The sequence below is a fragment of the Streptomyces venezuelae genome (genome assembly GCF_008642355.1).
GTDB lineage: Bacteria > Actinomycetota > Actinomycetes > Streptomycetales > Streptomycetaceae > Streptomyces > Streptomyces venezuelae_B.
The window spans coordinates 5,513,087-5,537,604 of record NZ_CP029193.1 but is presented as its reverse complement, the minus strand read 5'-3'; the positions used below and the strand labels follow the sequence as shown (position 1 = coordinate 5,537,604).

The following is a 24,518-nucleotide window of genomic DNA, read 5'->3' as shown; positions in this document are numbered from 1 at the left end:
TCACCCCGGGAAGGATGCGGACGGTGGCCGTTCCTCGGCGTGTGGGCGCGTACGGAGGGGGTGTACCCCGTGCCGCGGCCGGGGACACGGCCCCGGGGTCAACTCCAGCGGCCGATCTCCACGTTCTCCAGGACGCCGAGCGCGTCGGGCACGAGCACCGCGGCGGAGTAGTAGGTCGACACGAGGTACGAGATGATCGCCTGCTCGCTGATGCCCATGAACCGGACGGACAGGCTCGGCTCGATCTCGTCGGGGATGCCGGTCTGGTGCAGGCCGACGACGCCCTGTTCCTCCTCGCCCGTACGCATGCAGATGATCGAGGTCGTGCTGGCGTCGGTGACCGGGATCTTGTTGCACGGGAAGATCGGCACGCCGCGCCAGGTGGGGATCCTGGTGCCGCTCACGTCGATGGTCTCGGGGACGAGTCCCCGCTTGTTGAGCTCGCGGCCGAACGCGGCGATCGCGCGCGGGTGGGCGAGGAAGAGCTTGGACCCGCGCCTGCGGCTGAGCAGTTCGTCCAGGTCGTCCGGGCCGGGCACTCCGGCGTGCGGCTGGATCCGCTGCTCGTACTCGCAGTTGTTGAGGAGCCCGAACTCGCGGTTGTTGATCAGCTCGTGCTCCTGGCGCTCCTTGAGCGCCTCGACCGTCAGCCGCAACTGCTGCTCGGTCTGGTTCATCGGCTGGTTGTAGAGGTCGGCCACGCGCGTGTGGACGCGCAGGACGGTCTGGGCGACGCTCAGTTCGTACTCGCGGGGCGACGATTCGTAGTCCACGAAGGTGCCGGGGAGCACGGCCTCGCCGACGTGGCCCGCCGACAGGTCGATGGGTGACTCGCCGTACGGGTTGGTGCGCTGCGCCGGCAGTGAGCGCAGGCGCTCCAGGTGGCCCCGGAGGGATTCGTTGCGCTCCGCCACCTGCTCGACGTCCTGGCGGGGCAGGGCGAGGACGGTGCACGCGGTCACCGCACGCGCGGTGTACTCCCAGATCGTCTCGGAGTCGATGAGGGCCTGGTCGCCGAAGTGGGCGCCGTCGGCGAGGGTTTCGAGGACGGTGTCGTCCCCGTAAGGACCCGTGCCGATCTTCTCGACGCGGCCGTGCGCGAGCAGGAACACCTCGTTCGCGGGGCTGCCGAAGGAGGTCAGGACCTCGCCCGGGGCGAACTCCCGCTGCTGGCAGCGCTGTGCGAGCTCACCGAGGACGTCCTGGTCGTCGAAGTCCCGCAGCGCGGGGAGCTCGCCGAGCTCCGCGGGGATGACCTGCACGCGGTCACCCGTCTTCACGAAGGTCACCCGCCCGTCACCGACCGAGTAGCTCAGCCTTCGGTTCACCCGGTACGTGCCACCCTGCACCTGGACCCAGGGCAGCATGCGCAGCAGCCAGCGGGAGCTGATCTCCTGCATCTGTGGCGCGGACTTGGTGGTGGTGGCCAGATTCCGTGCGGCGGACGTGCCGAGACTCTGCTGCGGCTGCTCCGACTCGGAACGGATCTCTTCGCCTACCGACATTGGCTATGCCCTCCCGGATACCTGCGGTCATCTGCGCGCCCCACCCTTCCAGCACGGAACGTGCCCGCGCCATTACACAAAAGAGCGGGAATGGATCACCCCTCGGCGGGGCATTAGGGGCGTTTCCACTCGTTCGGCGGGAACCCCAAGATCCGCGCACCCGTTGAACCCCGTACCGCACCACCCGCACCGACGGCAGGAGAGAGCGATGGCAGGCTTCCTGGATCGCGCCAAAGAGCAGGCCCAGCAGGCCCTCAACCAGGGCAAGCAGAAGATCGACGACGTCCAGGAGAAGCGTGCGGGCGACGCGCTCCTGAAGAAGCTCGGCGCGGCGTACTACGCGGAGCGCCGTGGCACCGGTTCCTCGCAGGACACCCAGCAGGCGCTGCAGGCCCTGGAGTCCCACATCGCGACGCACGGGGACGGCTTCCTGCACGCCACCTGACCGGATCGGCTCGCACGGTGCCCGAACAGGCCCCGGATGGGTTCCGAACAGCTGGTCCGGGCACCGGAACTCCGGTACAAGCAGGGCGTATGAGGCGGCCCGCGACAGGCGGCCGTCGCGCCTTGTAAAGGAGGCGGTCATGGCCCCACCCATGTCCGCGGGCACGTTCCTCGAGGCCCTGCGAGACGAAGGCGTGACCGTCGTCGAAGTCGGCGACTGGGAGCATCACAACCGCAACCACAAAGGCCCCTGGGGGCCCGTTCACGGCGTGGTCATCCACCACACCGCGACCCGGGGCAGCGAGCGCACGGTGGAGATCTGCCGCGACGGCTTCGCCTCCCTCCCCGGGCCGCTCTGCCACGGCGTCATCACCAAGGACGGCCGCGTCCACCTCGTCGGGTACGGCCGCGCCAACCACGCGGGCCTCGGCGACGACGACGTGCTCCGCGCGGTCATCGCCGAGAAGCGCCTGCCTCCGGACAACGAGGCGAACACCGACGGCAACCGCCACTTCTACGGCTTCGAGTGCGAGAACATGGGCGACGGCGAGGACCCGTGGCCCGACGAACAGCTGGAGGCCATCGAGCGCGTCTCGGCCGCGATCTGCCGTCACCACGGCTGGACACAGCGTTCGGTCATCGGCCACCTGGAGTGGCAGCCGGGCAAGGTCGACCCGCGCGGCTTCACGATGGACTCGATGCGGGAGCGCATCGAGGAACGCCTCAAGTGACAATGGCGGGGTGCACCACACCCCGCCCGCCCCGCCCGGCCCGCGCCCGCTGCTGCCGTCGCCGCTGCAGCGCATTGAGGACGACCGCTTCGGGCGCCGCGGCGTGGAGCTGTCGCTCAAGCGGGACGACCTGATCCACCCGGACCTGCCGGGCAACAAGTACCGCAAGCTCGTCCTGAACCTGCGGTCGGCCGCCGACACGGGCCACGACACCCTGCTCACGTTCGGCGGCGCCTACTCCAACCACCTTCGCGCCACCGCCGCGGCGGGCCGCCTCCTCGGCCTCGCCACGGTCGGCGTCGTGCGCGGCGACGAACTCGCCGGGCGCCCCCTGAACCCGTCCCTGGCCCGCTGCGCGGCCGACGGCATGCGGCTGCACTTCGTGGACCGCTCGACGTACCGGAAGAAGGCGGAGCCCGGGACGCTAGCCGCGGTCCTGCGCGAGACGGGCTGCCGGGACGCGTACGTGATCCCGGAGGGCGGCAGCAACCCCCTCGCCGTCCGCGGCTGCACGGCCCTCGGCGAGGAGCTGCGCGAGCACACCGATGTGGCGGCCGTGGCGTGCGGCACCGGCGGCACCCTCGCGGGTCTCGCCGCGGGGCTCGGCCCCGGCCGGCGGGCCCTCGGCATACCGGTCCTCAAGGGCGGTTTCCTGGGCGACGACATAGCCGCCCTGCAACGGCGCACGTTCGGCGAGCCGACCGCCAACTGGCACCTGGACGAGCGTTTCCACTGGGGCGGCTACGCCCGCACCCCGCCGGACCTCCTCGCCTTCGCCGACGACTTCGAGCACCGCCACGGGAACGCGACCGGCCTCTCCGTGGAGCGCCTCTACGTCGCCAAGCTGCTGTACGCCCTGACCTTCCTCTCCGAAGAGGGCGCCTTCCCGCCCGGCACCCGCCTGACCGCGGTCATCACGGGCACGCGCGAGGCCACCGAGTAGGCGGGCCCGCTCCTCAGTCCTCGATCTCGCGGTGGGCGGCCGCCTCCTCCAGGTCGAGCTTGCGCAGCAGTGTCCGCATCATCTCGTCGTCGATGCGCCGTTCGTCCCGCATCTTCACGAACACCTCGCGCTCCGCGGCGATCGCCTCGCGCGCGAGGCGCCGGTAGGTGTCGTCCGCCGACTCCCCCGTCACCGGGTTCGCCTGGCCGAGCCGCTCCCACACGGAGTTGCGGCGGCGTTCCAGGACGGTGCGCAGACGGTCCTGGAGGGGCTGTGGAAGGCTGTTGCGCTCGTCCTGCATGAGTTCCTCCACCCGGGCCTCCGCGGCCTGTGAGGCGGCGTTCTGCGCCTGTGCCTCCGCGAGCGTCTGCGCCTGGGCGTCCCGGCCCGGCAGTTTCAGGACGCGGATCAGCCACGGCAGCGAGAGTCCCTGCACGACGAGCGTTCCGATCACCGTGGTGAACGTCAGAAACAGGACAAGATTGCGCGCGGGGAACGGCTCGCCGTCGTCCGTGACGAGCGGGATCGAGAACGCGATGGCGAGCGAGACCACACCCCGCATGCCGGCCCAGCTGACGATGAGCGGCCTGCGCCAGTCCATGTCGTCCTCGCGCTCCTTGATCCGCGACGAGAGCCCGCGCGGCAGGTACGTCGCCGGATACGACCACACGAACCGCGCCACCACGACGAAGACGAAGACCCCGAACGCGTACCAGACGGACTGCCCCACGCTGTACTCGCCGAGCCCCTTCAGCACGACGGGCAGCTGCAACCCGATCAGCGCGAAGACCGACGACTCCAGGATGAACGCGACGACCTTCCACACCGCGGCCTCCTGCAGCCGCGTCTCGAAGTCGACCTGCCAGGAGCGGTGCCCCAGGTAGAGCGCGACGACGACCACCGCGAGCACCCCGGAGGCGCCGACCTGCTCGGCGGCCGCGTACGCCACGAAGGGGATGAGCAGCGACAGCGTGTTCTGCAGCATCGCCTCCTTCAGGTGGGTGCGCAGCCAGTGGATCGGCACCATGAGGAGCAGTCCGACGCCGACGCCGCCGACCGCCGCCACCAGGAACTCCCGGACGCCCCCCGACCAGCTCGCGCCCTCGCCGACGGCCGCCGCGACGGCCACCTTGAACGCGGTGATCGCGGTCGCGTCGTTCACCAGGGACTCGCCCTGGAGGATCGTGGTGATCCGCGACGGAAGGCCCACCCTGCGCGCGATGGCGGTCGCGGCGACCGCGTCGGGCGGCGCGATCACGGCGCCGAGGACGAGCGCGGCGGTCAGCGGCAGGTCGGGGATGAGCAGATACGCGAGCCACCCGACGACGACCGTGGCGAACAGGACGTAACCGACCGACAGGAGCGCGACGGGCCTGATGTTGGCCCGCAGGTCGAGATAGGAGCTCTCCAGGGCGGCGGTGTGCAGCAGCGGGGGCAGGATCAGCGGCAGCACGATGTGCGGGTCGAGGTGGTAGTCGGGCACACCCGGCAGATACGAGGCGGCGAGCCCCACGGCGACCAGGAGCAGCGGCGCGGGCACCGGTGTCCTGCGCGCCGCCCCCGCCACCGCGGCGCTCGCCGCGATCAGCGCCACCAGTGGCAATGCGTCCATCCGCAGACTCCTCCGCCCTCCGTGTTCCCGTCGTAACCTGGCAATCATGAACGAGTGCCCGCACGTCGCAGCGCTGCCGCACCCCGAGCCCGCCCCGCTGAGCGAGACGTGCGTCGAGTGCCGTGCGGCCGGCAGCCATCCCGTCCAGTTGCGGCTGTGCCTGGAGTGCGGGCACGTGGGCTGCTGTGACTCCTCGCCCTTCCAGCACGCGACGGCGCATTTCAAGGAGACCTCACACCCTGTGATGAGGACCTTCGAGCCGGGCGAGAGCTGGCGCTGGTGTTTCGTGGACGGTTCGATCGTCTGACGTTTGGGTACGTCAACCCGGCGCCCGTTCTTTCCAATTGGGCCTGCGCAACCCCTAGCCACTGTCCGTACTCATAGGCTTACTATGAGTGACAGCATCAGTCGGGGTCCCCGGGACACGGAGCTGGGGAGCGCGGTAGCGTCACCGCAGAACGACGTGGGGCGTTACCCGTGTGACGCAGTCCGGACCACCGCTCGACGGCGGTCCCGGAACCCCGAAAGTGCTTGTACCACCTTGGAGGTGAGGGTGTCCCAGATCGCAGGCGAGCCCGGGAATCAGGACTTCGTGGAGGTCCGCCTTCCGGCTGCGGGTGCCTACCTGTCGGTGCTGCGGACGGCCACGGCCGGTCTGGCAGCGCGCTTGGACTTCACACTCGACGAGATCGAGGACCTCCGCATCGCGGTCGACGAGGCCTGCGCGATCCTGCTCCAGCAGGCCGTGCCCGGCTCGGTGCTCAGCTGCGTCTTCCGGCTCGTCGACGACTCGTTGGAGGTGACGGTTTCGGCGCCCACGACCGACGGCCGGGCTCCGGAGCGGGACACCTTCGCCTGGACGGTGCTGTCGGCCCTGGCGGGCCAGGTGGACTCGACCGTCGCCGAGGACAACACCGTCTCGATCAGTCTCTACAAGAAGCGCGGCGCGGGACCCGGGCCGGCGTGAGGGACGGGGACGGGCCGGTGCGGGACGAAGAGCGCGGCACACGAGGCGGGCCCGCCGGCGGCAGGGAGGGGGTGCGCCGTATGACCACCGGAATCCCCGAACAGCAGGCCAAACCGCACCCGGAGGAGCCGGACCCGTCGGGTCCGCTGAGGGTGGCCGATGTGTCGGAGCAGGCAGAGCCGACCGCCAGGGACGAGCTCGAGCAGCTCTCCGGCCGGGGCGGCGGGCGACGGGCGGGAAACATGAGCGAGCACGTTCGGCACGATCCGCAGGACCGCAGCGGCGCACGCGCGATGTTCATCGAGCTGCGCACCCTGGACGGCGGCAGTCGGGAGTACGCGGAGCTGCGCAACCAGCTGGTCCGCATGCATCTGCCGCTCGTCGAGCACCTGGCCCGCCGCTTCCGCAACCGCGGCGAGCCGCTGGACGACCTGACCCAGGTCGCGACGATCGGCCTGATCAAGTCCGTGGACCGCTTCGACCCGGAGCGCGGCGTGGAGTTCTCCACGTACGCGACCCCGACGGTCGTCGGTGAGATCAAGCGGCACTTCCGGGACAAGGGGTGGGCGGTCCGTGTCCCGCGGCGCCTCCAGGAGCTGCGTCTGGCGCTGACGACGGCGACGGCGGAGCTGTCCCAGCTCCACGGACGCTCCCCCACGGTGCACGAGCTGGCCGAGAAACTGGCCATCTCCGAAGAGGAGGTCCTGGAGGGCCTTGAGTCCGCGAACGCGTACTCGACGCTGTCCCTGGACGTCCCCGACACGGATGACGAGTCCCCGGCCGTCGCGGACACCCTGGGCGCCGAGGACGAGGCTCTGGAGGGCGTCGAGTACCGCGAGTCCCTCAAGCCGCTCCTGGAGGACCTGCCCCCGCGCGAGAAGCGCATCCTGCTGCTGCGCTTCTTCGGCAACATGACGCAGTCGCAGATCGCGCAGGAGGTCGGCATCTCCCAGATGCACGTCTCCCGCCTGCTGGCGCGCACGCTGGCGCAGCTGCGGGAGAAGCTCCTCGTCGAGGAGTGATGACTCTACGTAGTCGCCGCTTGTGCTCCTGAGCGGCTACTTCTGATCCTGGACGCCGCCGGGGCCCTGGATGCCGAGGGCCTCGGTCGTCGACGGGTTGATCAGGAAGACGAGCGCGGCGACGGCGCAGAGCGCGAGCACGATCCCGGCCGGGATCGCCAGGCTGTCGGCCTGCAGCATCTGCCAGGCCACAGGAAGCGCCATGATCTGCGTGATGATCGCGGGACCCCGGCTCCACCGGCGCAGCTTCAGGAGGCCCCGCGCGGCGAGCAGCGGAAGCAGCGCGAGGACGATCAGCGTGACGCCGCCCGTCCACGCCTGCCGCGCGTCGTCGGACGATCCGGTGACGCCCAGCGCGAGCATGTAGCCGCCCCCGGCGAGGAGGGCGAGGCCCTCCAGCGCGACCAGGGCCGCGGCGGCGGTCACCCGCGCGGGTCGCTGGCCCGGTTCGGGCGACTCCGGGGCTTCGGGGGTGGTTTTCCGCTGATTACTCACCCCTGCAGGGTAGCTCCGGGTGCGTCGGCCCCGGCACCTCGGTCTAGGCCGTGTAAAGAGCGCTAGGTAGTCTGCTTCGCATGCGTGCACTTCTCGTGGTCAACCCGGCGGCAACCACCACCAGTGCGCGTACGCGTGATGTGCTGGTCCACGCACTGGCGAGCGAGATGAAGCTCGACGCGGTCACCACCGAGTACCGCGGGCACGCCAGGGACCTCGGCCGGCAGGCCGCGGAGAGCAAGGACATCGAGCTGGTCGTCGCCCTCGGCGGCGACGGCACCGTCAACGAGGTGGTCAACGGTCTGCTGCACCACGGCCCCGACCCGGACCGCCTCCCCCGCCTGGCCGTCGTGCCCGGCGGGTCCACGAACGTCTTCGCGCGCGCCCTCGGGCTGCCCAATGACGCCGTGGAGGCCACCGGTGCCCTTCTGGACGCCTTGCGCGAGGGCAGTGAGCGCACGGTGGGTCTGGGAATCGCGGGCGGCACACCGGGCACGGAGGACGAGGCGGTGCCCTCGCGCTGGTTCACGTTCTGCGCGGGGCTCGGCTTCGACGGCGGCGTGGTGGGCAGGGTCGAACAGCAGCGCGAGCTGGGCCGCCGCTCGACGCACGCGCTCTACGTGCGTCAGGTGCTGCGCCAGTTCATCGACGAGCCCCACCGCAGGCACGGAATGATCACGCTGGAGCGGCCCGGCGAGGACCCGGTGACGGACCTGGTGATGTCGATAGTCTGCAACACCTCTCCGTACTCCTACCTGGGCAATCGCCCTCTGTACGCGTCGCCGCGCGCCTCCTTCGACACGGCCTTGGACGTCCTGGGTCTGAAGAAGCTCTCGACGGCGGCCGTGGCCCGCTACGGCACCCAGCTCCTGACGTCGACGCCCGAGCGGGGACCACACGGTAAGCACGCGGTCACGCTCCACGACCTCACAGACTTCACCTTGCATTCAAAGGTTCCTCTGCCCCTTCAGATGGACGGTGACCACTTGGGGCTGCGGACGAGCGTGACGTTCACAGGCGTACGCCGTGCACTGCGTGTGATTGTGTGAGTAGAAGGGCCTAAAGTCCTTTCACTCGAACGTTTAAACCAGGGTCCACCCCATGGAAGTACGGCTGTGACCCAGCCGACACTGAGGAATCAAAAAAAACTTTCCTGAAGGGGTTGTATCCGCCGCCGAGGTTTGCGAATCTCTACATGGCGATCGGGACGGCCCGCAACATCGGCCCCACAGAGAGCCAGAACCCCTCCTCCACCACAGGTCCACACCAGGCGACTGGGCGTCGACCCTTCCCGTGCGGGGGGATTCGTGAAAGCGTTCACATTCACAAGCAACCTGCATGTAATACCAAGGAGAGGTAGCAGCCATGGACTGGCGTCACAACGCCGTTTGCCGCGAGGAAGACCCCGAGCTCTTCTTCCCCATCGGCAACACCGGTCCTGCGCTGCTGCAGATCGAGGAAGCCAAGGCCGTCTGCCGCCGCTGCCCCGTCATGGAGCAGTGCCTGCAGTGGGCGCTCGAGTCCGGCCAGGACTCCGGCGTCTGGGGTGGCCTCAGCGAGGACGAGCGCCGCGCAATGAAGCGCCGCGCCGCTCGCAACCGTGCACGCCAGGCCAGCGCCTGACGCCCACACCCCCCACGAGCCTGAGCTTGGCGGCGCGTACAGCGCGTACGCAACTCCCGCCCCCGAGCCGCAGCCGCGCAGTACCCCCGATGCGCAACGCAACGTGAGCAGTGAGCCCCGGACCATCGGTCCGGGGCTCACTGCTTTGCGCGCTGCCTCCACGTGTTCGCTACTTGTCGGCGCGGACCGGGATGTCCAGGAGCACCTGCGTGCCGCGCTCAGGCGCCCGGACCATGTCGAAGGTGCCGCCCAGCTCCCCCTCGACCAGGGTGCGGACGATCTGCAGACCGAGGTTCCCGGAGCGGTGCGGGTCGAAGTCCTCGGGGAGACCGACCCCGTCGTCGTGGACGGTGATCAGCAGCCGCGCGTCCTTGGTGGTGCCGCCGCGGACCGCCGACACCTCCACCGTGCCGGTGTCCCCCTCGCGGAAACCGTGCTCCAGCGCGTTCTGCAGGATCTCCGTGAGCACCATCGACAGCGGCGTCGCGACCTCCGCGTCGAGGATCCCGAAGCGTCCCGAGCGCCGGCCCGTGACCTTGCCGGGTGAGATCTCGGCGACCATCGCGAGCACCCGGTCGGCGATCTCGTCGAACTCCACGCGCTCGTCGAGATTCTGGGAGAGCGTCTCGTGGACGATGGCGATGGAACCCACGCGGCGCACGGCCTCCTCGAGTGCCTCGCGGCCCTTGGCGGAGTCGATGCGGCGGGCCTGCAGCCGCAGCAGCGCGGCAACCGTCTGGAGGTTGTTCTTCACCCGGTGGTGGATCTCCCGGATGGTCGCGTCCTTGGTGATCAACTCCCGCTCGCGACGGCGGAGTTCGGTCACGTCGCGGAGGAGGACCAGCGAACCGATGCGCGGGCCCTTCGGCTTGAGCGGGATCGCGCGCAGCTGGATGACGCCGTCGCCGCCCTCGATCTCGAACTCGCGCGGCGCCCAGCCGCTCGCGACCTTCGCGAGTGCCTCGTCCACCGGGCCGCGGGACGGGGCGAGTTCAGCCGTCGCCGTGCCCAGGTGCTGGCCGACGAGGTCGGAGGCGAAACCGAGGCGGTGGTACGCGGAGAGGGCGTTCGGCGACGCGTACTGCACCACGCCGTCGGCGTCGAGCCGCAGCAGACCGTCCCCCACGCGCGGGGAGGCGTCCATGTCGACCTGCTGCCCCGGGAACGGGAACGACCCCGCCGCGATCATCTGCGCGAGGTCGGACGCCGATTGGAGGTAGGTCAGCTCGAGGCGGGACGGCGTGCGGACCGTCAGGAGATTGGTGTTGCGGGCGATGACACCGAGGACACGCCCCTCCCTGCGTACGGGGATGGACTCGACGCGCACCGGTACCTCCTCGCGCCACTCCGGGTCGCCCTCGCGCACGATGCGCCCCTCGTCCAGGGCGGCGTCCAGGAGGGGCCGACGGCCGCGCGGGACGAGGTGGCCGACCATGTCGTCCTGGTAGGAGGTCGGGCCGGTGTTGGGCCGCATCTGCGCGACGGACACATAGCGGGTGCCGTCGAGCGTGGGGACCCAGAGGACCAGGTCGGCGAAGGAGAGGTCGGAGAGCAGCTGCCACTCCGAGACCAGCAGATGCAGCCACTCGAGATCGGAGTCACCGAGAGCGGTGTGCTGGCGGACGAGATCGTTCATGGAGGGCACGTGTGGAGCGTACCTTTCGCGCCCGGCGGCTCCCGTCGAGCCGCGGCGCCAGGGCGGGACCCTCAGCCCGCCCACGGCACCGCAGCCCTTCAGGTGCATCGGCCGCCAGAATGTGCGGTACTGAACAGCCGATCTTGAGGACCCGACACGGTCAGGGCAGAGAGTGCCGGTTCCTCGGTCCACTCTCCTGTGCGGGGAGAGCGGAGGCTTTACCCACGCATTGTGGACTAGACCATTCTCCTATGTCTATGCGTCGGCAGATGTTTGTCGTTGTCTCTTTCTCCGACAATCGGAGCCGACTTTCTCACACCGCCGACGCCGACGCCCGGCCTTCACCGACGGTCGGCCGGACCTGAGGCCATGCCGTCATGGCGAAGTCGGCCACCGCCTCCAGATCCTCCCTGGTGGCACCGTCCCTGGCCTGTTGCGACATCCCCTGGAAGACCGCCGCCGTGTACCGCGCGAGGGCGGCGGGGTCGGTGCCGTCGGGCAGTTCCCCTGCCGCGACGGCCGCTCGGATGCGGGCCTCGATGTCCGTCACGTTCGCATTCCTGCGCTCCCGCAGGGCCTCCTCCACCTCCGGCGTCGTGCAGTTGGTGGCCGCGGTGATGACGAGGCAGCCGCGGGGGTGGCCGGGGTCGGTGAACTCGGCCGCGGCCTCGTGCAGCATCCGCGACACCGCGGCGCGCACGGTGGACTCCTCCTCGAAGGCGCGCGCACCGAAGGCCCCGTGCGTCGCCCCGTACCGCACCACGACCTCGTCGAAGAGGGTGCGCTTGTCGCCGAAGGCCGCATAGAGACTCGGGGCGCCGATGCCCATGACCCGGGTGAGGTCGGAGACGGACGTCCCTTCGTACCCGTTCTCCCAGAACGTGCGGATCGCCTGCTCCAGGGCCGTCTCGCGGTCGAAGGAGCGGGGGCGTCCGCGCTGTTTCGTCGCCATGGAGTGAATTGTATAGCGGGCACTAGAAAAAGTGGGCGGGCGTGGGGTAGCGTTCTTTCTGTAACGAGCGCTAGAGAAATAGTCACCGGCGAAAGAGGGGGCGTCCGTCATGGGTGCACACACGGGCATGAGCAGGCTTGTCGGCAAGACCGCGCTGGTCACGGGCGGCAGCAGGGGCATCGGGCGGGGCATCGCCGAGCGCCTCGGCCGGGACGGGGCGCGGGTCGGCGTGCACTACGGAAGCAATGAGGTGGCCGCCAAGGAGACGGTGGCGGCGATCGAGGCGGCGGGCGGGTCCGCCTTCGCGTTCGGCGCCGAGCTGGGGGTGCCCGGAGACGCGGAGGCGCTCTGGGCCGCGTTCGACCGGCACGCGGACGGCCTGGACATCCTGGTGAACAACGCGGGCATCGGGCTGTACAGCCATGTGGGAGAGGTCGAGGAAGAGGAGTACGACCGCGTGTTCGCGGTCAACACGAAGGCGCTGTTCTTCGTGGTCCAGAAGGGCCTCGACCGGCTGCGCGACGGCGGCCGGATCATCAACATCTCGTCGGGCGTCACACGCATCGCGTTCCCGGTCACCGTGGCGTATTCGATGACGAAGGGCGCGGTGAACGTCCTGACGCGCACGCTGGCGCAGGAACTCGGCCCCCGCGGGATCACGGTGAACGCCGTCGCGCCCGGGATCATCCAGACGGACATGATGGACGGGATCCCCGAGGCCCAGCGCGCCGAGATGGCGGGGTACTCGGCCTTCGACCGGATAGGCCAGCCCGCCGACGTGGCGGACATCGTCTCCTTCGTGGCCTCCGAGGACGCCCGCTGGATCACCGGTCAGTACATCGACGCGACAGGAGGTTCGCTGCTGGGCGTGTGACCGGGCCACTCCTTGCGCCTACCGGCCTTCGCGCACGGCTCGACGGGCGGAGGCGGGGCGGAGAGTCGAGCATGGATCGAAGAGCGGCGGAATCGGCTGTTCTGGCTCTGCGGCACTGCTGTTCCAGCGGCGCAGCTCTGCTAGATTGGTCTATACCACCAGTACTCCAGCAGTACTTTCGAGCCCCTCTCCAGATCGGCAGGCCCAGCGTGGAAGTTGTCATCGTCCCGGACGCCACGGCAGGCGGCGAGCTCATCGCGGAGGCCATGGCCGCCCTGGTGCGTCGTAAGCCTGACGCCCTGCTCGGTGTCGCCACCGGCTCCACTCCCCTGCCCATCTACGAAGCGCTGGCGGCCAAGGTCGCTGCCGGTGCCGTAGATGCCTCGCGGGCCCGCATCTGCCAGCTCGACGAGTATGTGGGGCTGCCCGCCGGGCACCCCGAGTCGTACCGTTCCGTCGTCCTGCGGGAGGTCGTCGAGCCGCTCGGGCTGAACGAGAGCTCCTTCATGGGGCCCGACGGCAGCGCCGAGGACGTGCAGGCGGCGTGCGTGGCGTACGACAAGGCGCTCGCCGAGGCCGGAGGGGTCGACCTGCAGCTGCTCGGCATCGGCACGGACGGGCACATCGGGTTCAACGAGCCGTGCTCGTCGCTCGCGTCCCGCACGCGCATCAAGACGCTGACGGAGCAGACTCGGGTGGACAACGCGCGCTTCTTCGACGGGGACATCGAGCAGGTCCCGCACCACGTCATCACCCAGGGGATCGGGACGATCCTGGAGGCGCGGCACCTGGTGCTGCTCGCCACGGGTGAGGGCAAGGCGGACGCGGTGGCCGCGACGGTGGAGGGTCCGGTCGCCTCGGTCGTGCCCGCCTCCGCGCTGCAGCTGCACCCGCACGCCACGGTCGTGGTGGACGAGGCCGCCGCGTCGAAGCTGAAGCTGGCGGACTACTTCCGGCACACGTACGCGAACAAGCCGGAGTGGCAGGGGCTGTAGAGGCGACGGACGGTCGCGGCAGGCACACGCGGAAGGGGCGCCCCGGTCAGGGGCGCCCCTTCCGCGTGTGGCGGGTTCGCGCGGTGGGTGGGTCAGCCCGCGACGATGACCTCGGCCGCCGCCTCGCCGCACACGCGGGCGGCGCCGCGCGTCGCGATGTGGAGGGCGCCGACGGGGGCGGACTGGGGGACGCCCATCTCGACGACGACCGTGTCGGGCCGGGCCGCGACGAGGGTCTGGAGGGCGTCGGCCATCCAGGCGTGGCGGTGGGCGTCGCGGACGACGGCCACGATGCGGCGCGTGCCGGCCGCGGCGAGGGCCTGGCTGCCCGCGCCGTCGCCGGAGTAGGTGGCGGACTCGGTGCCGGGGAGGCGGCGCTCCAGTTCGGCGGTGACGCCCCAGGGGGTCTCGTCGCCGACGGCGATGTTGGGGAGCGGGGAGAACGTGGCGACGAAGGGGGCCTCGGTGACCGGGGCGGCGTAGTTCTCGCCGCGGGTGACGGTCAGCGCGCGGCGGGCCCCGATCAGGCCGATCCCGGTGTCGGGCACGCCCCCCGAACGCTCGGCCGCGCCCGACACCGAAGCCCACCCGGCCAGCGCCCGCACGCGGTCCGCCGCCTCGGCGAGCCGCTCCTCGGACAGCTCGCCCGAACGCACGGCCGCGACGAACGCGTCCCGCAGCCGTAGCACGGTGCCCTCGTCCGAGGGGCCGCCGCCCGTGCAGATCGCGTCGGCCCCGGCGGCGATGGCGAGGACGCAGCCGCGCTCGAAGCCGTACGTGCCGGCAATGGCCTGCATGTCCATGCCGTCAGTGACGATGAGGCCCTCGTAGCCGAACTCCTCGCGCAGCAGTCCGGTCAGGATGCGGCGGGAGAGCGTGCCGGGGTTGTCCGGGTCCAGGGCGGGCGCCAGGACGTGGGCGCTCATCACGGCCCGCGTGCCGGCGGCGAGGGCCGCGCGGAACGGCGCGAGGTCGCGGGAGTTCAGGACGTCCCGGTCGACGTCGATGACCGGCACGGAGTGGTGCGAGTCGATCGCCGTGTCGCCGTGCCCCGGGAAGTGCTTGGCGGAGGTGGCGACGCCCGACGACTGCATGCCCTCGACGTAGGCGGCGGTGTGCCGGGCCACGAGGTCGGGGTCCGAGCCGAAGGACCGTACGCCGATGACGGGGTTGTCGGGGTTGGCGTTGACGTCGGCCGACGGCGCCCAGTTGAAGTTGATGCCGCAGGCGGCGAGGCGGCGGCCGAGGTCGGCGGCGACCTCGCGGGTCAGCGTGGTGTCGTCGACGGCGCCGAGCGCGTGGTTGCCCGGGTAGGAGGAGCCGGTGCGCACCTCCAGGCGGGTGACGTCGCCGCTCTCCTCGTCGATGGCGATCAGGAGGTCGTCGCGTTGGGCGCGCAGTTGTGCGGTGAGCGCGGCGACCTGCTCCGCGGTCCGCACGTTGCGGCCGAAGAGGCTGACGGAGGCGAGGCCTTCGTCGATGCGGTGGCGCACCCAGTCCGGCACCGTGGCGGTGCCGTCGAAGCCGGGCTGCAGGACGGCGAGGGCGTTGCGGGTGAGGGTGTCACCGGCGTGCGTGAGTGTCGTCATGTGCGGAGTTATCCCTTCACTGCGCCGTCGGTGAGGCCGGCCACGGCCCTGCGCTGCAGGAAGACGAAGAGGATGAGGATCGGGATGGCGAAGAGGGAGGCGGCGGCCATGGTGGCGCCCCAGTCGTCGCCGAAGGCGGTCTGGAAGCTGGACAGCCAGATCGGCAGGGTCTTGGCCTCGGCTTCCTTGTTGAGCACGAGGGCCAGCGGGAACTCGTTCCAGGCGGTGATGAATCCGAAGAGCGAGGTAGACATCAGACCCGGCGCGAGCAGCGGCAGGATCACCCGGCGGAAGGCCTGCATGCGGGTGCAGCCGTCGACCATGGCGGACTCCTCCAGCTCCTTGGGCACGGCGGCGACGAAGCCGCGGAGCGTGAGGAGGGTGAAGGGCAGGATCATGACCATGTAGAAGAGGGTCAGCGGGATCAGGCTGTTCAGCATGTCCGCGTCGCGCACGATGATGTAGATCGCGATGACCATGACTTCCCACGGCGCCATCTGCGCGAGCATGAAGCCGATGATGAAGCCGCGCCGCCCCTTGAACCGCATCCGGGCGAGGGCGAAGGCCGCGGTCACGCCGATGATGAGGGAGAAGACGACGGCGAGGACCGTCACGATGACGGAGTTGCCGACCATGGTCCAGAAGTGGTCGGCGTCGATCGCCGTCTTGAAGTGTTCGAGCGTGGCGTCGGTCGGGAACCAGACCGGGTCCTCGGCGATGATGTCGCCGGTCGGCTTGAAGGCCGTGGCGAACATCCAGTACACGGGGAAGACGCAGAAGACGAAGATGACGACCGCGACCAGGTTGGGCCAGAGGCGGCCCATCAGCGAGCGCTTCACAGCTCGTCCTCCTCTTGCTTGAGCACGATCCGCAGGTAGAACGAGGTGATGGCCAGCAGGATGACGATGGTGAGCAGCGCGATCGCCGCGCCCATGCCGAAGTGCTGGTTGCCCATGCCCTCGATGTAGGCGTAGACGGGCAGGATCTCGGTGAGCCGGTCCGGGCCGCCCTCGTTGATCGTGAAGACCTGCACGAACGCCTTGAAGACCCAGATGATCTCCAGGAACGTCGTTGCGTAGAGGAAGGGCTTCAGGTACGGCAGCGTCACCTGGGTGAACTGTTTGATGGCCCCCGCGCCGTCCAGCGCCGCGGCCTCGTACAGCTCCTTGGGGATGGTGGTCGTGGCGGCGTACAGGTTGATCGCCACGAAGGGGATGGACATCCAGACGATCAGCAGCAGCACGACGAAGAAGGTCGAGTACTGCGTGGCCAGCCAGTCGTGGTCGGCCATCGACTCGAAGCCGATCTTGGCGAGTACCCAGTTGACGACGCCGAAACGCTGCGCGAACAGCCACTGGTAGACGGTGCTGGCCGCGACGACGGGCATGGCCCAGGTGAGCACGAGGCCGAGCAGGAGGAACGTGCGCATCTTGCGGCCGAGGCGCGCGAGGAGCAGTCCGACCAGCGTGCCGAGCACCATGATCAGCACGACGTTGACGGCGGTGAAGACGACCGAGCGTCCCGTGACCCGCCAGAAGTCCTCGCCGGTGAGGACGTCCTTGTAGTTGTCGAATCCGTTCCACTCGGTCAAGTGCAGAATGAACTGCCGCATGTTGAGGTTCTGGAACGACAGGATCCCGTTGTTGACCAGTGGCCAGCCGAGCAGCAGCAGGGTGGCGACGATCGCGGGGGCAAGGAGCAGATAGGGCGTCAGGCCGGCGAGACGCCGGGGCTCCTTGAGCGGGGCACTCGGCCGTGGTCCGCCTTCCGGTGTCTGCACCTCCGTCGGGCCGGAGGGCGGCCGTTCGGTCTTCTGCACGGTCATGCTCGCCATCTCTTTCGTGGGCATCGCGGTACGCAGAGGTGTGCCGGGGGCGGCGAGGACGGTTCACCCGCCGCCCCCGGCAAGAGGGGGCGTTCTTACTGCTTCTGCGACAGGCGCTTGTTGAGCTCGCCCTCGACCTGCTTGGCGGCGTCCGCGGGAGACTTACCGTTGAGCACCGCGGTCATGTAGTTCTTGATCGGGTTCGGCGGGTTCTCCACCGCGCCCCACTCCGGGATCAGCGGGGTGGTGCCACCGCCGGCGGCGGCGGGAGCGGCGGCCTCGGCGGCCGGGTTGCCCTTGAGGTTGGACTCCAGGGCCTTCTTGTTCGGGATCGTGCCGCCTTCCTTGGCGAACTGGCCCTCGAACTTGTCGGACAGCGCGATCTTGAGGAACTCCTTGGCGAGCTCCTGCTTCTTGCTGGTCGCGGCGACGGCGAGGTTGGAGCCGCCGAGGAAGACGCCCTCGGGCTTGTCGGCCGTGGCGCCCGGGATCGTGAAGAAGCCGATGTCCTTCTCGATCTTCTTGTTGGCCTTGATCGCGGTCGCGGCCTCCCAGCTCATGCCGATGAAGGCGCCGGTCTTGCCCTTGGCGAAGACCTCGGCCTGCTGCGGGGTGGCCTCGTCCTTGTTCTTGGGGGCCTTGGAGAGGTCCGCGAACTGCTTGTACGTCTTCATGGCCTTGGCGACCTTGGGGTCGCTCAGGTTGGAGACGTACTTGTCGCCGTCCTTCTTGACCAGCTCGGCGCCCTCACCGATGGTCAGGCCGACGAAGTGGTACCAGTTCTGGCCGGGCAGGTAGATCGGCTCGGCGTCGGTCTTCGCGTCGATCTGCTTGAGGTTCTTGAGGAACTCGTCGCGGGTCTTGGGGGTGCCCTTGATGCCGGCGTCGGCCCAGACCTTCTTGTTGTAGACCACGACGCGGTTCAGGACGAACCACGGGGCGGCGTACTGCTTGCCGTCGATGACCGAGGCCTTGTTCATCGACTCGGTCCAGTCCGCGCCGATGGACTCCTTGAGGTCGTCCAGCTCGGCGAGGCCACCGGTCTTGGCGTACGCGGCGGTCTGGGTGTTGCCGATCTCGAAGACGTCCGGCGGGTTCTCCTCGGAGAGGGCGGTGGTCAGCTTCTGCTGGATACCGTTCCACTGCTGGACTTCGAACTTCAGCTTCGCGCCGGTCTTCTTCTCGAAGGCCGCCGTGACATCCTTCTGCCACTGGTCAGGCGTCGAACCGTCCATCGCCCAGAGCGTCAGGGTCTCGCCCTTGAAGCTGTCGGCTCCCCCGGCCTTCTTGTCCTCGTCGTCACTGCCGCAGGCCGCGACCGAGACCAACATGCCCGCGACACCGATGGCCGCTATGAGCTTGCGCTTCACGTCACCCTCCTCAAGGGATGCCAGTCAACCCCCCACCCGCAGCGACCAAATGGACCGAGATCTGCCCGTGGGACTGGAACCTGGTCTTTAATGGTGTAGACCAGTACGGGGAGCTTGGCCTAGACCTTTAGGGGTGTCAAGGGTGTATAAGAAGGGCTGTCGCCTCCGTTATCGGACCGACACCTGAGCAGACCGAGTCTTCCCCCCGAGCTCTCGACTTCGCTCGACCAGGGGGCGCCGCCAGGGCCCGGTACGTGCCACGATGTGAGCCGCGACAGACGGAGGAGCCGGTGACGGCAGCAGCACAGGAGCCGGGAAGGTCGATCATGGGCAGCGAGGCGGGCAGCACGGCGGGCGAGATCGACGTGTCCCCGGAGAGTCCTAGCGTCGGCCGCACGGCGCGCGTGCCCAAGTACTACCGCCTGAAGCGGCACTTGCTGGACATCACCGAGACGCTGCCGCCGGGCACCCCGGTCCCCCCGGAGCGCACCCTCGCCGCCGAGTTCGACACCTCCCGTACGACCGTGCGCCAGGCCCTCCAGGAGCTGGTCGTCGAGGGCCGCCTGGAGCGCATCCAGGGCAAGGGCACCTTCGTCGCGAAGCCCAAGGTGTCGCAGGCCCTGCAGCTCACCTCGTACACGGAGGACATGCGGGCCCAGGGCCTTGAGCCCACCTCGCAGCTCCTGGACATCGGCTACATCACCGCCGACGACCGCCTCGCCGACCTGCTCGACATCACCGCGGGCGGCCGGGTGCTCCGCATCGAGCGGCTCCGTCTCGCCAACGGCGAGGCCATGGCCATCGAGACCACGCACCTCTCGGCGAAGCGCTTCCCCGCGCTGCGCCGCTCCCTCGTCAAGTACACCTCGCTGTACACGGCGCTCGCCGAGGTGTACGATGTGCACCTCGCGGAGGCCGAGGAGACCATCGAGACCTCGCTCGCCACCCCGCGCGAGGCCGGCCTGCTCGGAACCGACGTGGGCCTGCCGATGCTGCTCCTGTCCCGCCACTCGCTGGACGGCGACGGCCAGCCGGTGGAGTGGGTGCGCTCGGTGTACCGCGGCGACCGCTACAAGTTCGTGGCCCGCCTCAAGCGGCCCACCGACTGACACCCGTCCGAGGTCTGGCGCGGGTCCCCGCGGCTGCTCTACGTTCCTCCAGTCATCGCCTGATGAACGGGAGGACGACCCGGTGCGCAGAGCGAACCCCCGATCCATCGTCATCTGGTCCCTCGTCGCGCTGGTCGGCGCCGCGGGCTGGACCGTCCTGGCCCTCGCGCGCGACGAGGAGGTGTCGGCCGCCTGGATGGTGGCGGCGGCACTCGGCTCGTACGCCGTCGCGTACCGCTTCTACTCCAAGTTCATCGCGTACAAGGTCCTGAAGGTCGACCGGAAGCGGGCGACCCCGGCCGAGCGGCTCGACAACGGCATCGACTACCACCCGACCGACCGCCGGGTGCTGCTCGGCCACCACTTCGCGGCGATCGCGGGCGCCGGACCCCTGGTGGGGCCGGTGCTCGCGGCCCAGATGGGGTACCTGCCCGGCACGATCTGGATCATCGCCGGCGTGATCTTCGCGGGCGCCGTGCAGGACATGGTCGTGCTGTTCTTCTCGACGCGGCGCGACGGCAAGTCGCTCGGGCAGATGGCGCGCGAGGAGATCGGCCCGGTCGGCGGCGCCGCCGCGCTGCTCGCCACCTTCGCCATCATGATCATCCTGCTCGGGGTGCTCGCCCTCGTCATCGTCAACGCGCTCGCCGAGTCGCCGTGGGGCACCTTCTCCATCGCGATGACCGTCCCCATCGCCCTGCTCATGGGCTTCTATCTGCGGGTACTGCGGCCGGGCCGCGTCAGCGAGGTCTCGCTGATCGGCATCGCGCTGCTGCTGCTCGCGCTCGTCGGCGGACGCTGGATCGCCGAGTCGTCCCTCGCGGACACCTTCACGCTGGCGCCGTCGACGCTGGTCATCTGGCTGGTGGCGTACGGGTTCATCGCCTCGATCCTTCCGGTGTGGATGCTGCTCGCGCCCCGCGACTACCTCTCCACGTTCATGAAGATCGGCACGATCGTGCTGCTCGCGCTCGGCGTCGTCGTCGCCCTGCCGACGCTGAAGATGGACCCGGTGACCGACTTCGCCTCGCGCGGCGACGGTCCCGTCTTCGCGGGCTCGCTCTTCCCCTTCGTCTTCATCACCATCGCCTGCGGCGCCCTGTCCGGCTTCCACGCGCTGATCTCCTCGGGCACGACGCCGAAGATGATCCAGAAGGAGACGCAGGTCCGGATGATCGGCTACGGCTCCATGCTGATGGAGTCGTCGGTCGCGGTGATGGCGCTCGTCGCGGCCTCGATCATCGACCCCGGTCTGTACTTCGCCATGAACGCGCCGGCGGGGGTCGTCGGCGACACCGTCCAGGAAGCGTCGAAGGCCGTCGCCGGCTTCGGCTACTCGATCTCGCCGGCCGACCTGGCACAGGCCGCGAAGAACGTCGAGGAGTCCTCGCTGCTCTCACGCACCGGTGGCGCGCCCACGCTCGCGGTCGGCGTGTCCGAGATCTTCTCGAAGGTCACCGGCGGCTCGATGCGGGCCTTCTGGTACCACTTCGCGATCATGTTCGAGGCACTGTTCATCCTGACCGCGCTCGACGCGGGCACGCGCGTGGGCCGCTTCATGCTGCAGGACATGCTCGGGAACATCTACAAGCCGTTCCGGCGGATGAGCTGGAAGCCGGGGCTCGTCTTCACCAGCGCCGTCGTCACGGGCCTCTGGGGCTACTTCCTCTGGGTCGGCGTGCACGAGCCGCTCGGCGGGATCAACCAGCTCTTCCCGATCTTCGGCATCGCCAACCAGCTCCTCGCCGCCGTCGCCCTCGCCGTCTGCACCACGCTGCTCGTGAAGTCCGGGCGGCTCAAGTGGGCCTGGATCACCGGCATTCCGCTCGCCTGGGACGCGACGGTGACGCTCACCGCGAGCTGGCAGAAGGTCTTCTCCAGCGATCCGCGCGTCGGCTTCTTCCAGCAGCGTGCCAACTACCGGGACGCCATCGACGAGGGCAAGATCCTGCCGCCCGCCAAGACCATGGACGACATGCACACCGTCGTCACCAACTCCACGGTGGACGGCGTCCTTTCGGCGACGCTCGCCCTGCTCATCGTCGTCGTCATCCTGGACGCGGCACGGGTGTGCATCAAGCACGTCCGCGACCCGTCGGCCTCACGGCTGCGCGAAGCTCCCTACGTGGAGTCGAGGTTGACCGCCCCGGCGGGGCTCTTCGCGACCCGGGAGGAGAAGCAGGAGGAGCGGCGCGAAGAGCGGCGGGAGGTGGCGCCGTGACGTGGCTGCTGCGCGGCGTGCGCTGGATGCGGTGGTACGTACGCGAGCTGACGGACGAGTCGGCGTACGACCGGTATGTGGCGCACGTACGAAAGGAGCATCCCGCCGCAACCGTCCCCAGCCGCCGCGCATTTGAGCGCATGCGGACGGAGAGGGCGGAGTCGGACCCTCGCCAGGGCTTCCGCTGCTGCTGATCAAGCGACTGAGCAGGCAACTCACGACTCCGCGACCCGTCCGTTATCCGGACAGGGGTTCCATACAGCGAGACTGTGGCTTAGATTTCCCGCACGTTAAGCATGGGATAAGTGAGGGAACGGAGCCGCGATATGTCAGACGCGCCTGAAGTGAACAGACCGGTGGTGACGCCGGTCCGTGTGGTCATCGCAGCCTGCCTTGTCGCGCCCTTCGTGGCAATGCTCTGGGTGGGGTCGTACGCGAAGATCGACCCGACCTTCATCGGCATCCCGTTCTTCTACTGGTACCAAATGCTCTGGGTGCTGATCTCCACGGCGCTCACGATGATCGCGTACAAGCTGTGGCAGCGTGACCAGCACGCCCGCAAGGCCGAGCAGGCCCATGGGGGTGCCGGACAGTGACCACACTCGCATCGGGCGGCGTCAACGGCGTCGCGCTCGGCGTCTTCATCTTCTTCTTCCTCGCCGTCACCGTCATGGGCTTCATGGCGGCCCGCTGGCGCAAGGCGGAGAACGAGCAGAGCCTCGACGAATGGGGCCTCGGCGGCCGGTCGTTCGGCACCTGGGTCACCTGGTTCCTGCTCGGCGGCGATCTGTACACCGCCTACACGTTCGTGGCCGTCCCCGCGGCGATCTACGCGGCGGGCGCGGCCGGCTTCTTCGCCGTGCCGTACACGATCCTCGTCTACCCGCTGATCTTCACCTTCCTGCCGCGCCTGTGGTCCGTCTCGCACAAGCACGGCTACGTGACCACCTCGGACTTCGTGCGCGGCCGCTTCGGCTCCAAGGGGCTCTCGCTGGCGGTCGCCGTCACCGGCATCCTCGCCACGATGCCGTACATCGCGCTCCAACTCGTCGGCATCCAGGCGGTCCTCGACGTCATGGGGATCGGCGGCGGGCCCGACACCAACTGGTTCATCAAGGACCTGCCGCTCCTGATCGCGTTCGCGGTGCTCGCCGCGTACACCTACTCGTCGGGCCTGCGCGCGCCCGCGCTGATCGCGTTCGTGAAGGACGGTCTGATCTACCTCGTCATCGCCGTCGCGATCATCTACATCCCGATCAAGCTCGGCGGCTTCGACGAGATCTTCCACGCGGCGAACGAGAAGTTCGCCGCGGCGAACGACGCGGCGGGCAAGCCCGTCGCCGGTCTCGCGCCCGGCGAGGCCGGACAGTGGACCTACGCGACGCTCGCGCTGGGCTCCGCGCTCGCGCTCTTCATGTATCCGCACTCGATCACGGCGACGCTCTCCTCCAAGAGCCGTGACGTGATCCGCCGCAACACCACGATCCTGCCGCTCTACTCGCTGATGCTGGGGCTGCTCGCGCTGCTCGGCTTCATGGCGATCGCGGCCGGCGTCAAGGTCGAGAACGGCCAGCTCGCCATCCCGCAGCTGTTCGAGAACATGTTCCCCGACTGGTTCACCGGCGTCGCCTTCGCCGCCATCGGCATCGGCGCGCTCGTGCCCGCGGCGATCATGTCGATCGCGGCCGCGAACCTCTTCACCAGGAACATCTACAAGGACTTCATCAAGCCGGACGCGACGCCCGCGCAGGAGACCAAGGTCTCCAAGCTGGTCTCGCTCCTGGTGAAGGTCGGCGCGCTCGCCTTCGTCCTCACCATGGACAAGACGGTCGCGATCAACTTCCAGTTGCTCGGCGGCATCTGGATCCTGCAGACGATGCCCGCGCTCGTCGGCGGCCTCTTCACACGGTGGTTCCACCGCTGGGCGCTGCTCGCCGGCTGGGCGGTCGGCATGGTCTACGGAACGGTCGCCGCGTACGGCGTCGCGTCGCCGACGCAGAAGCACTTCGGCGGCTCGTCCGACGAGATCCCCGGCATCGGCGAGATCGGCTACATCGGCCTCACCGCGTTCGTCCTGAACGTCGTCGTGACCGTGGTCATGACCTTCGTCCTGAAGGCCCTGAACGCCCCCGAGGGCATCGACGAGACGTCACCCGGGGACTACACGGCGGACGTCGGCGACCCCGGCGTCATCGAGGAACTGCCCCCGGCCACGGCGGGAGCGCCGGGCGGGCACTGACCCTTCCCGCGTACGACGCCACGTACGACATGCGGGCCGCCGGAGCACTCCGGCGGCCCGTTCTCGTACTCCCGGACCTCGTACTCCCCGGCACAAGAGACACAAGATATGGGGCTGCCACCCGGGGCCAGCACAAGATGTATGCTCGTGCTCGCTGTCGCCGCAGGGGAATCCGGTGCAAGTCCGGAACTGTCCCGCAACGGTAGACGTGTACGCATTTGTCGTACGCGGAGTCCGAAGACCTGCCGGCAGTGCACCCGTGCCGTCCGGCCCGGGTGCCGACCGTCCGGGCCTCGTGGAATGGGCCGGTGGACGCGGTACGCCGCCCTGGCCCTGCCCGGGTGCGCCCGTGTGTGCCATCCCCTC

General features: G+C 69.3%; 24 protein-coding genes and 1 riboswitch. Of the genes, 15 read left to right on the top strand and 9 right to left on the bottom strand.

Annotated elements, in window-relative coordinates:
• Positions 1 to 98: 98 nt before the first annotated feature.
• Positions 99 to 1,505 carry a family 2B encapsulin nanocompartment shell protein gene (locus tag DEJ47_RS25860; RefSeq protein ID WP_150172116.1) on the bottom strand — a complete coding sequence of 469 codons (1,407 nt, stop codon included), beginning with the start codon at positions 1,503 to 1,505 and terminating at the stop codon, positions 99 to 101.
• 208 nt (positions 1,506 to 1,713) lie between these two features.
• Here DEJ47_RS25860 and DEJ47_RS25855 point away from each other — a divergent pair, with 208 nt between their 5' ends.
• The 3 genes from DEJ47_RS25855 (at position 1,714) to DEJ47_RS25845 (ending at position 3,623) form a co-directional block, all read left to right on the top strand.
• On the top strand, positions 1,714 to 1,950 hold the full coding sequence (locus DEJ47_RS25855) for a hypothetical protein (protein ID WP_150172114.1): 237 nt from the start codon (positions 1,714 to 1,716) through the stop codon (positions 1,948 to 1,950).
• A 139-nt stretch (positions 1,951 to 2,089) separates the two neighbouring features.
• Positions 2,090 to 2,680 (top strand): N-acetylmuramoyl-L-alanine amidase, encoded by a 591-nt coding sequence (locus tag DEJ47_RS25850; protein ID WP_150172112.1) that lies wholly within the window; start codon positions 2,090 to 2,092, stop codon positions 2,678 to 2,680.
• 10 nt (positions 2,681 to 2,690) lie between these two features.
• On the top strand, positions 2,691 to 3,623 hold the full coding sequence (locus DEJ47_RS25845) for a 1-aminocyclopropane-1-carboxylate deaminase/D-cysteine desulfhydrase (RefSeq protein ID WP_150172110.1): 933 nt from the start codon (positions 2,691 to 2,693) through the stop codon (positions 3,621 to 3,623).
• Positions 3,624 to 3,636: 13 nt separating this feature from the next.
• Here the strand turns inward: DEJ47_RS25845 and DEJ47_RS25840 are convergent, their stop codons facing one another.
• Positions 3,637 to 5,235 carry a Na+/H+ antiporter gene (locus tag DEJ47_RS25840; RefSeq protein ID WP_150172108.1) on the bottom strand — a complete coding sequence of 533 codons (1,599 nt, stop codon included), beginning with the start codon at positions 5,233 to 5,235 and terminating at the stop codon, positions 3,637 to 3,639.
• Between the two features lie 46 nt (positions 5,236 to 5,281).
• On the opposite strand from DEJ47_RS25840, the gene DEJ47_RS25835 reads away from it, so the two are divergent.
• The 3 genes from DEJ47_RS25835 to DEJ47_RS25825 all read left to right on the top strand — a co-directional run bounded on the left by DEJ47_RS25835 (position 5,282) and on the right by DEJ47_RS25825 (position 7,224).
• A complete protein-coding gene (locus tag DEJ47_RS25835) occupies positions 5,282 to 5,542 on the top strand; it encodes a UBP-type zinc finger domain-containing protein (protein WP_150172106.1) in 261 nt (86 codons plus the stop codon).
• 246 nt (positions 5,543 to 5,788) lie between these two features.
• The gene (locus DEJ47_RS25830; protein WP_030780840.1) at positions 5,789 to 6,202 is read left to right on the top strand and encodes an anti-sigma regulatory factor; all 414 of its coding nucleotides are present in this window, start codon (positions 5,789 to 5,791) and stop codon (positions 6,200 to 6,202) included.
• A complete protein-coding gene (locus tag DEJ47_RS25825) occupies positions 6,199 to 7,224 on the top strand; it encodes an RNA polymerase sigma factor SigF (protein ID WP_150172104.1) in 1,026 nt (341 codons plus the stop codon). The genes DEJ47_RS25830 and DEJ47_RS25825 overlap by 4 nt, the downstream gene beginning before the upstream one ends.
• 36 nt (positions 7,225 to 7,260) lie before the next feature.
• On the opposite strand, the gene DEJ47_RS25820 is transcribed toward DEJ47_RS25825, so the two are convergent.
• Positions 7,261 to 7,719: a hypothetical protein gene (locus DEJ47_RS25820; protein ID WP_150172102.1), complete on the bottom strand. Its 459-nt coding sequence runs from the start codon at positions 7,717 to 7,719 to the stop codon at positions 7,261 to 7,263.
• Positions 7,720 to 7,799: 80 nt separating this feature from the next.
• Between DEJ47_RS25820 and DEJ47_RS25815 the strand changes: the two genes are divergently transcribed.
• Complete coding sequence (locus DEJ47_RS25815; protein WP_150172100.1) at positions 7,800 to 8,768, top strand: diacylglycerol/lipid kinase family protein; 969 nt, start codon at positions 7,800 to 7,802, stop codon at positions 8,766 to 8,768.
• 316 nt (positions 8,769 to 9,084) lie between these two features.
• Positions 9,085 to 9,342: a WhiB family transcriptional regulator gene (locus DEJ47_RS25810; RefSeq protein ID WP_016639615.1), complete on the top strand. Its 258-nt coding sequence runs from the start codon at positions 9,085 to 9,087 to the stop codon at positions 9,340 to 9,342.
• 169 nt (positions 9,343 to 9,511) lie between these two features.
• Here the strand turns inward: DEJ47_RS25810 and DEJ47_RS25805 are convergent, their stop codons facing one another.
• On the bottom strand, positions 9,512 to 10,978 hold the full coding sequence (locus DEJ47_RS25805; RefSeq protein ID WP_150175865.1) for a sensor histidine kinase: 1,467 nt from the start codon (positions 10,976 to 10,978) through the stop codon (positions 9,512 to 9,514).
• A 313-nt stretch (positions 10,979 to 11,291) separates the two neighbouring features.
• Positions 11,292 to 11,930, bottom strand: a complete 639-nt coding sequence (locus tag DEJ47_RS25800; RefSeq protein ID WP_150172098.1) for a TetR/AcrR family transcriptional regulator — start codon at positions 11,928 to 11,930, stop codon at positions 11,292 to 11,294.
• Positions 11,931 to 12,057: 127 nt separating this feature from the next.
• Between DEJ47_RS25800 and DEJ47_RS25795 the strand changes: the two genes are divergently transcribed.
• Positions 12,058 to 12,804, top strand: coding sequence for an SDR family oxidoreductase (locus DEJ47_RS25795; RefSeq protein WP_150172096.1), 747 nt, complete (start codon positions 12,058 to 12,060; stop codon positions 12,802 to 12,804).
• Positions 12,805 to 13,013: 209 nt separating this feature from the next.
• Entirely contained in the window at positions 13,014 to 13,799 is a 786-nt protein-coding gene (gene nagB, locus DEJ47_RS25790) for a glucosamine-6-phosphate deaminase (protein WP_150172094.1), read from the top strand.
• Between the two features lie 92 nt (positions 13,800 to 13,891).
• Here the strand turns inward: nagB and DEJ47_RS25785 are convergent, their stop codons facing one another.
• The 4 genes from DEJ47_RS25785 to DEJ47_RS25770 form a co-directional block, all read right to left on the bottom strand.
• Entirely contained in the window at positions 13,892 to 15,388 is a 1,497-nt protein-coding gene (locus DEJ47_RS25785) for a glycoside hydrolase family 3 protein (RefSeq protein ID WP_150172092.1), read from the bottom strand.
• 8 nt (positions 15,389 to 15,396) lie between these two features.
• The gene (locus tag DEJ47_RS25780; RefSeq protein ID WP_150172090.1) at positions 15,397 to 16,227 is read right to left on the bottom strand and encodes a carbohydrate ABC transporter permease; all 831 of its coding nucleotides are present in this window, start codon (positions 16,225 to 16,227) and stop codon (positions 15,397 to 15,399) included.
• On the bottom strand, positions 16,224 to 17,213 hold the full coding sequence (locus DEJ47_RS25775; RefSeq protein ID WP_150172088.1) for a carbohydrate ABC transporter permease: 990 nt from the start codon (positions 17,211 to 17,213) through the stop codon (positions 16,224 to 16,226). Before DEJ47_RS25775 ends, DEJ47_RS25780 begins: the two co-directional genes overlap by 4 nt.
• Positions 17,214 to 17,308: 95 nt before the next feature.
• Positions 17,309 to 18,583 carry an extracellular solute-binding protein gene (locus DEJ47_RS25770; protein ID WP_150172086.1) on the bottom strand — a complete coding sequence of 425 codons (1,275 nt, stop codon included), beginning with the start codon at positions 18,581 to 18,583 and terminating at the stop codon, positions 17,309 to 17,311.
• A 326-nt stretch (positions 18,584 to 18,909) separates the two neighbouring features.
• On the opposite strand from DEJ47_RS25770, the gene DEJ47_RS25765 reads away from it, so the two are divergent.
• The 5 genes from DEJ47_RS25765 to mctP all read left to right on the top strand — a co-directional run bounded on the left by DEJ47_RS25765 (position 18,910) and on the right by mctP (position 24,152).
• Positions 18,910 to 19,692: a GntR family transcriptional regulator gene (locus DEJ47_RS25765; RefSeq protein WP_398335891.1), complete on the top strand. Its 783-nt coding sequence runs from the start codon at positions 18,910 to 18,912 to the stop codon at positions 19,690 to 19,692.
• An 82-nt stretch (positions 19,693 to 19,774) separates the two neighbouring features.
• Complete coding sequence (locus tag DEJ47_RS25760) at positions 19,775 to 21,913, top strand: carbon starvation CstA family protein (protein ID WP_150172084.1); 2,139 nt, start codon at positions 19,775 to 19,777, stop codon at positions 21,911 to 21,913.
• Positions 21,910 to 22,107: a YbdD/YjiX family protein gene (locus DEJ47_RS25755; protein WP_150172082.1), complete on the top strand. Its 198-nt coding sequence runs from the start codon at positions 21,910 to 21,912 to the stop codon at positions 22,105 to 22,107. The genes DEJ47_RS25760 and DEJ47_RS25755 overlap by 4 nt, the downstream gene beginning before the upstream one ends.
• A 132-nt stretch (positions 22,108 to 22,239) precedes the next feature.
• Positions 22,240 to 22,509, top strand: a complete 270-nt coding sequence (locus tag DEJ47_RS25750; protein WP_150172079.1) for a DUF3311 domain-containing protein — start codon at positions 22,240 to 22,242, stop codon at positions 22,507 to 22,509.
• On the top strand, positions 22,506 to 24,152 hold the full coding sequence (gene mctP / locus DEJ47_RS25745; protein WP_150172077.1) for a monocarboxylate uptake permease MctP: 1,647 nt from the start codon (positions 22,506 to 22,508) through the stop codon (positions 24,150 to 24,152). Before DEJ47_RS25750 ends, mctP begins: the two co-directional genes overlap by 4 nt.
• A 128-nt stretch (positions 24,153 to 24,280) precedes the next feature.
• Positions 24,281 to 24,417: riboswitch (cobalamin riboswitch) on the top strand.
• The last annotated feature ends 101 nt before the right edge of the window (positions 24,418 to 24,518 follow it).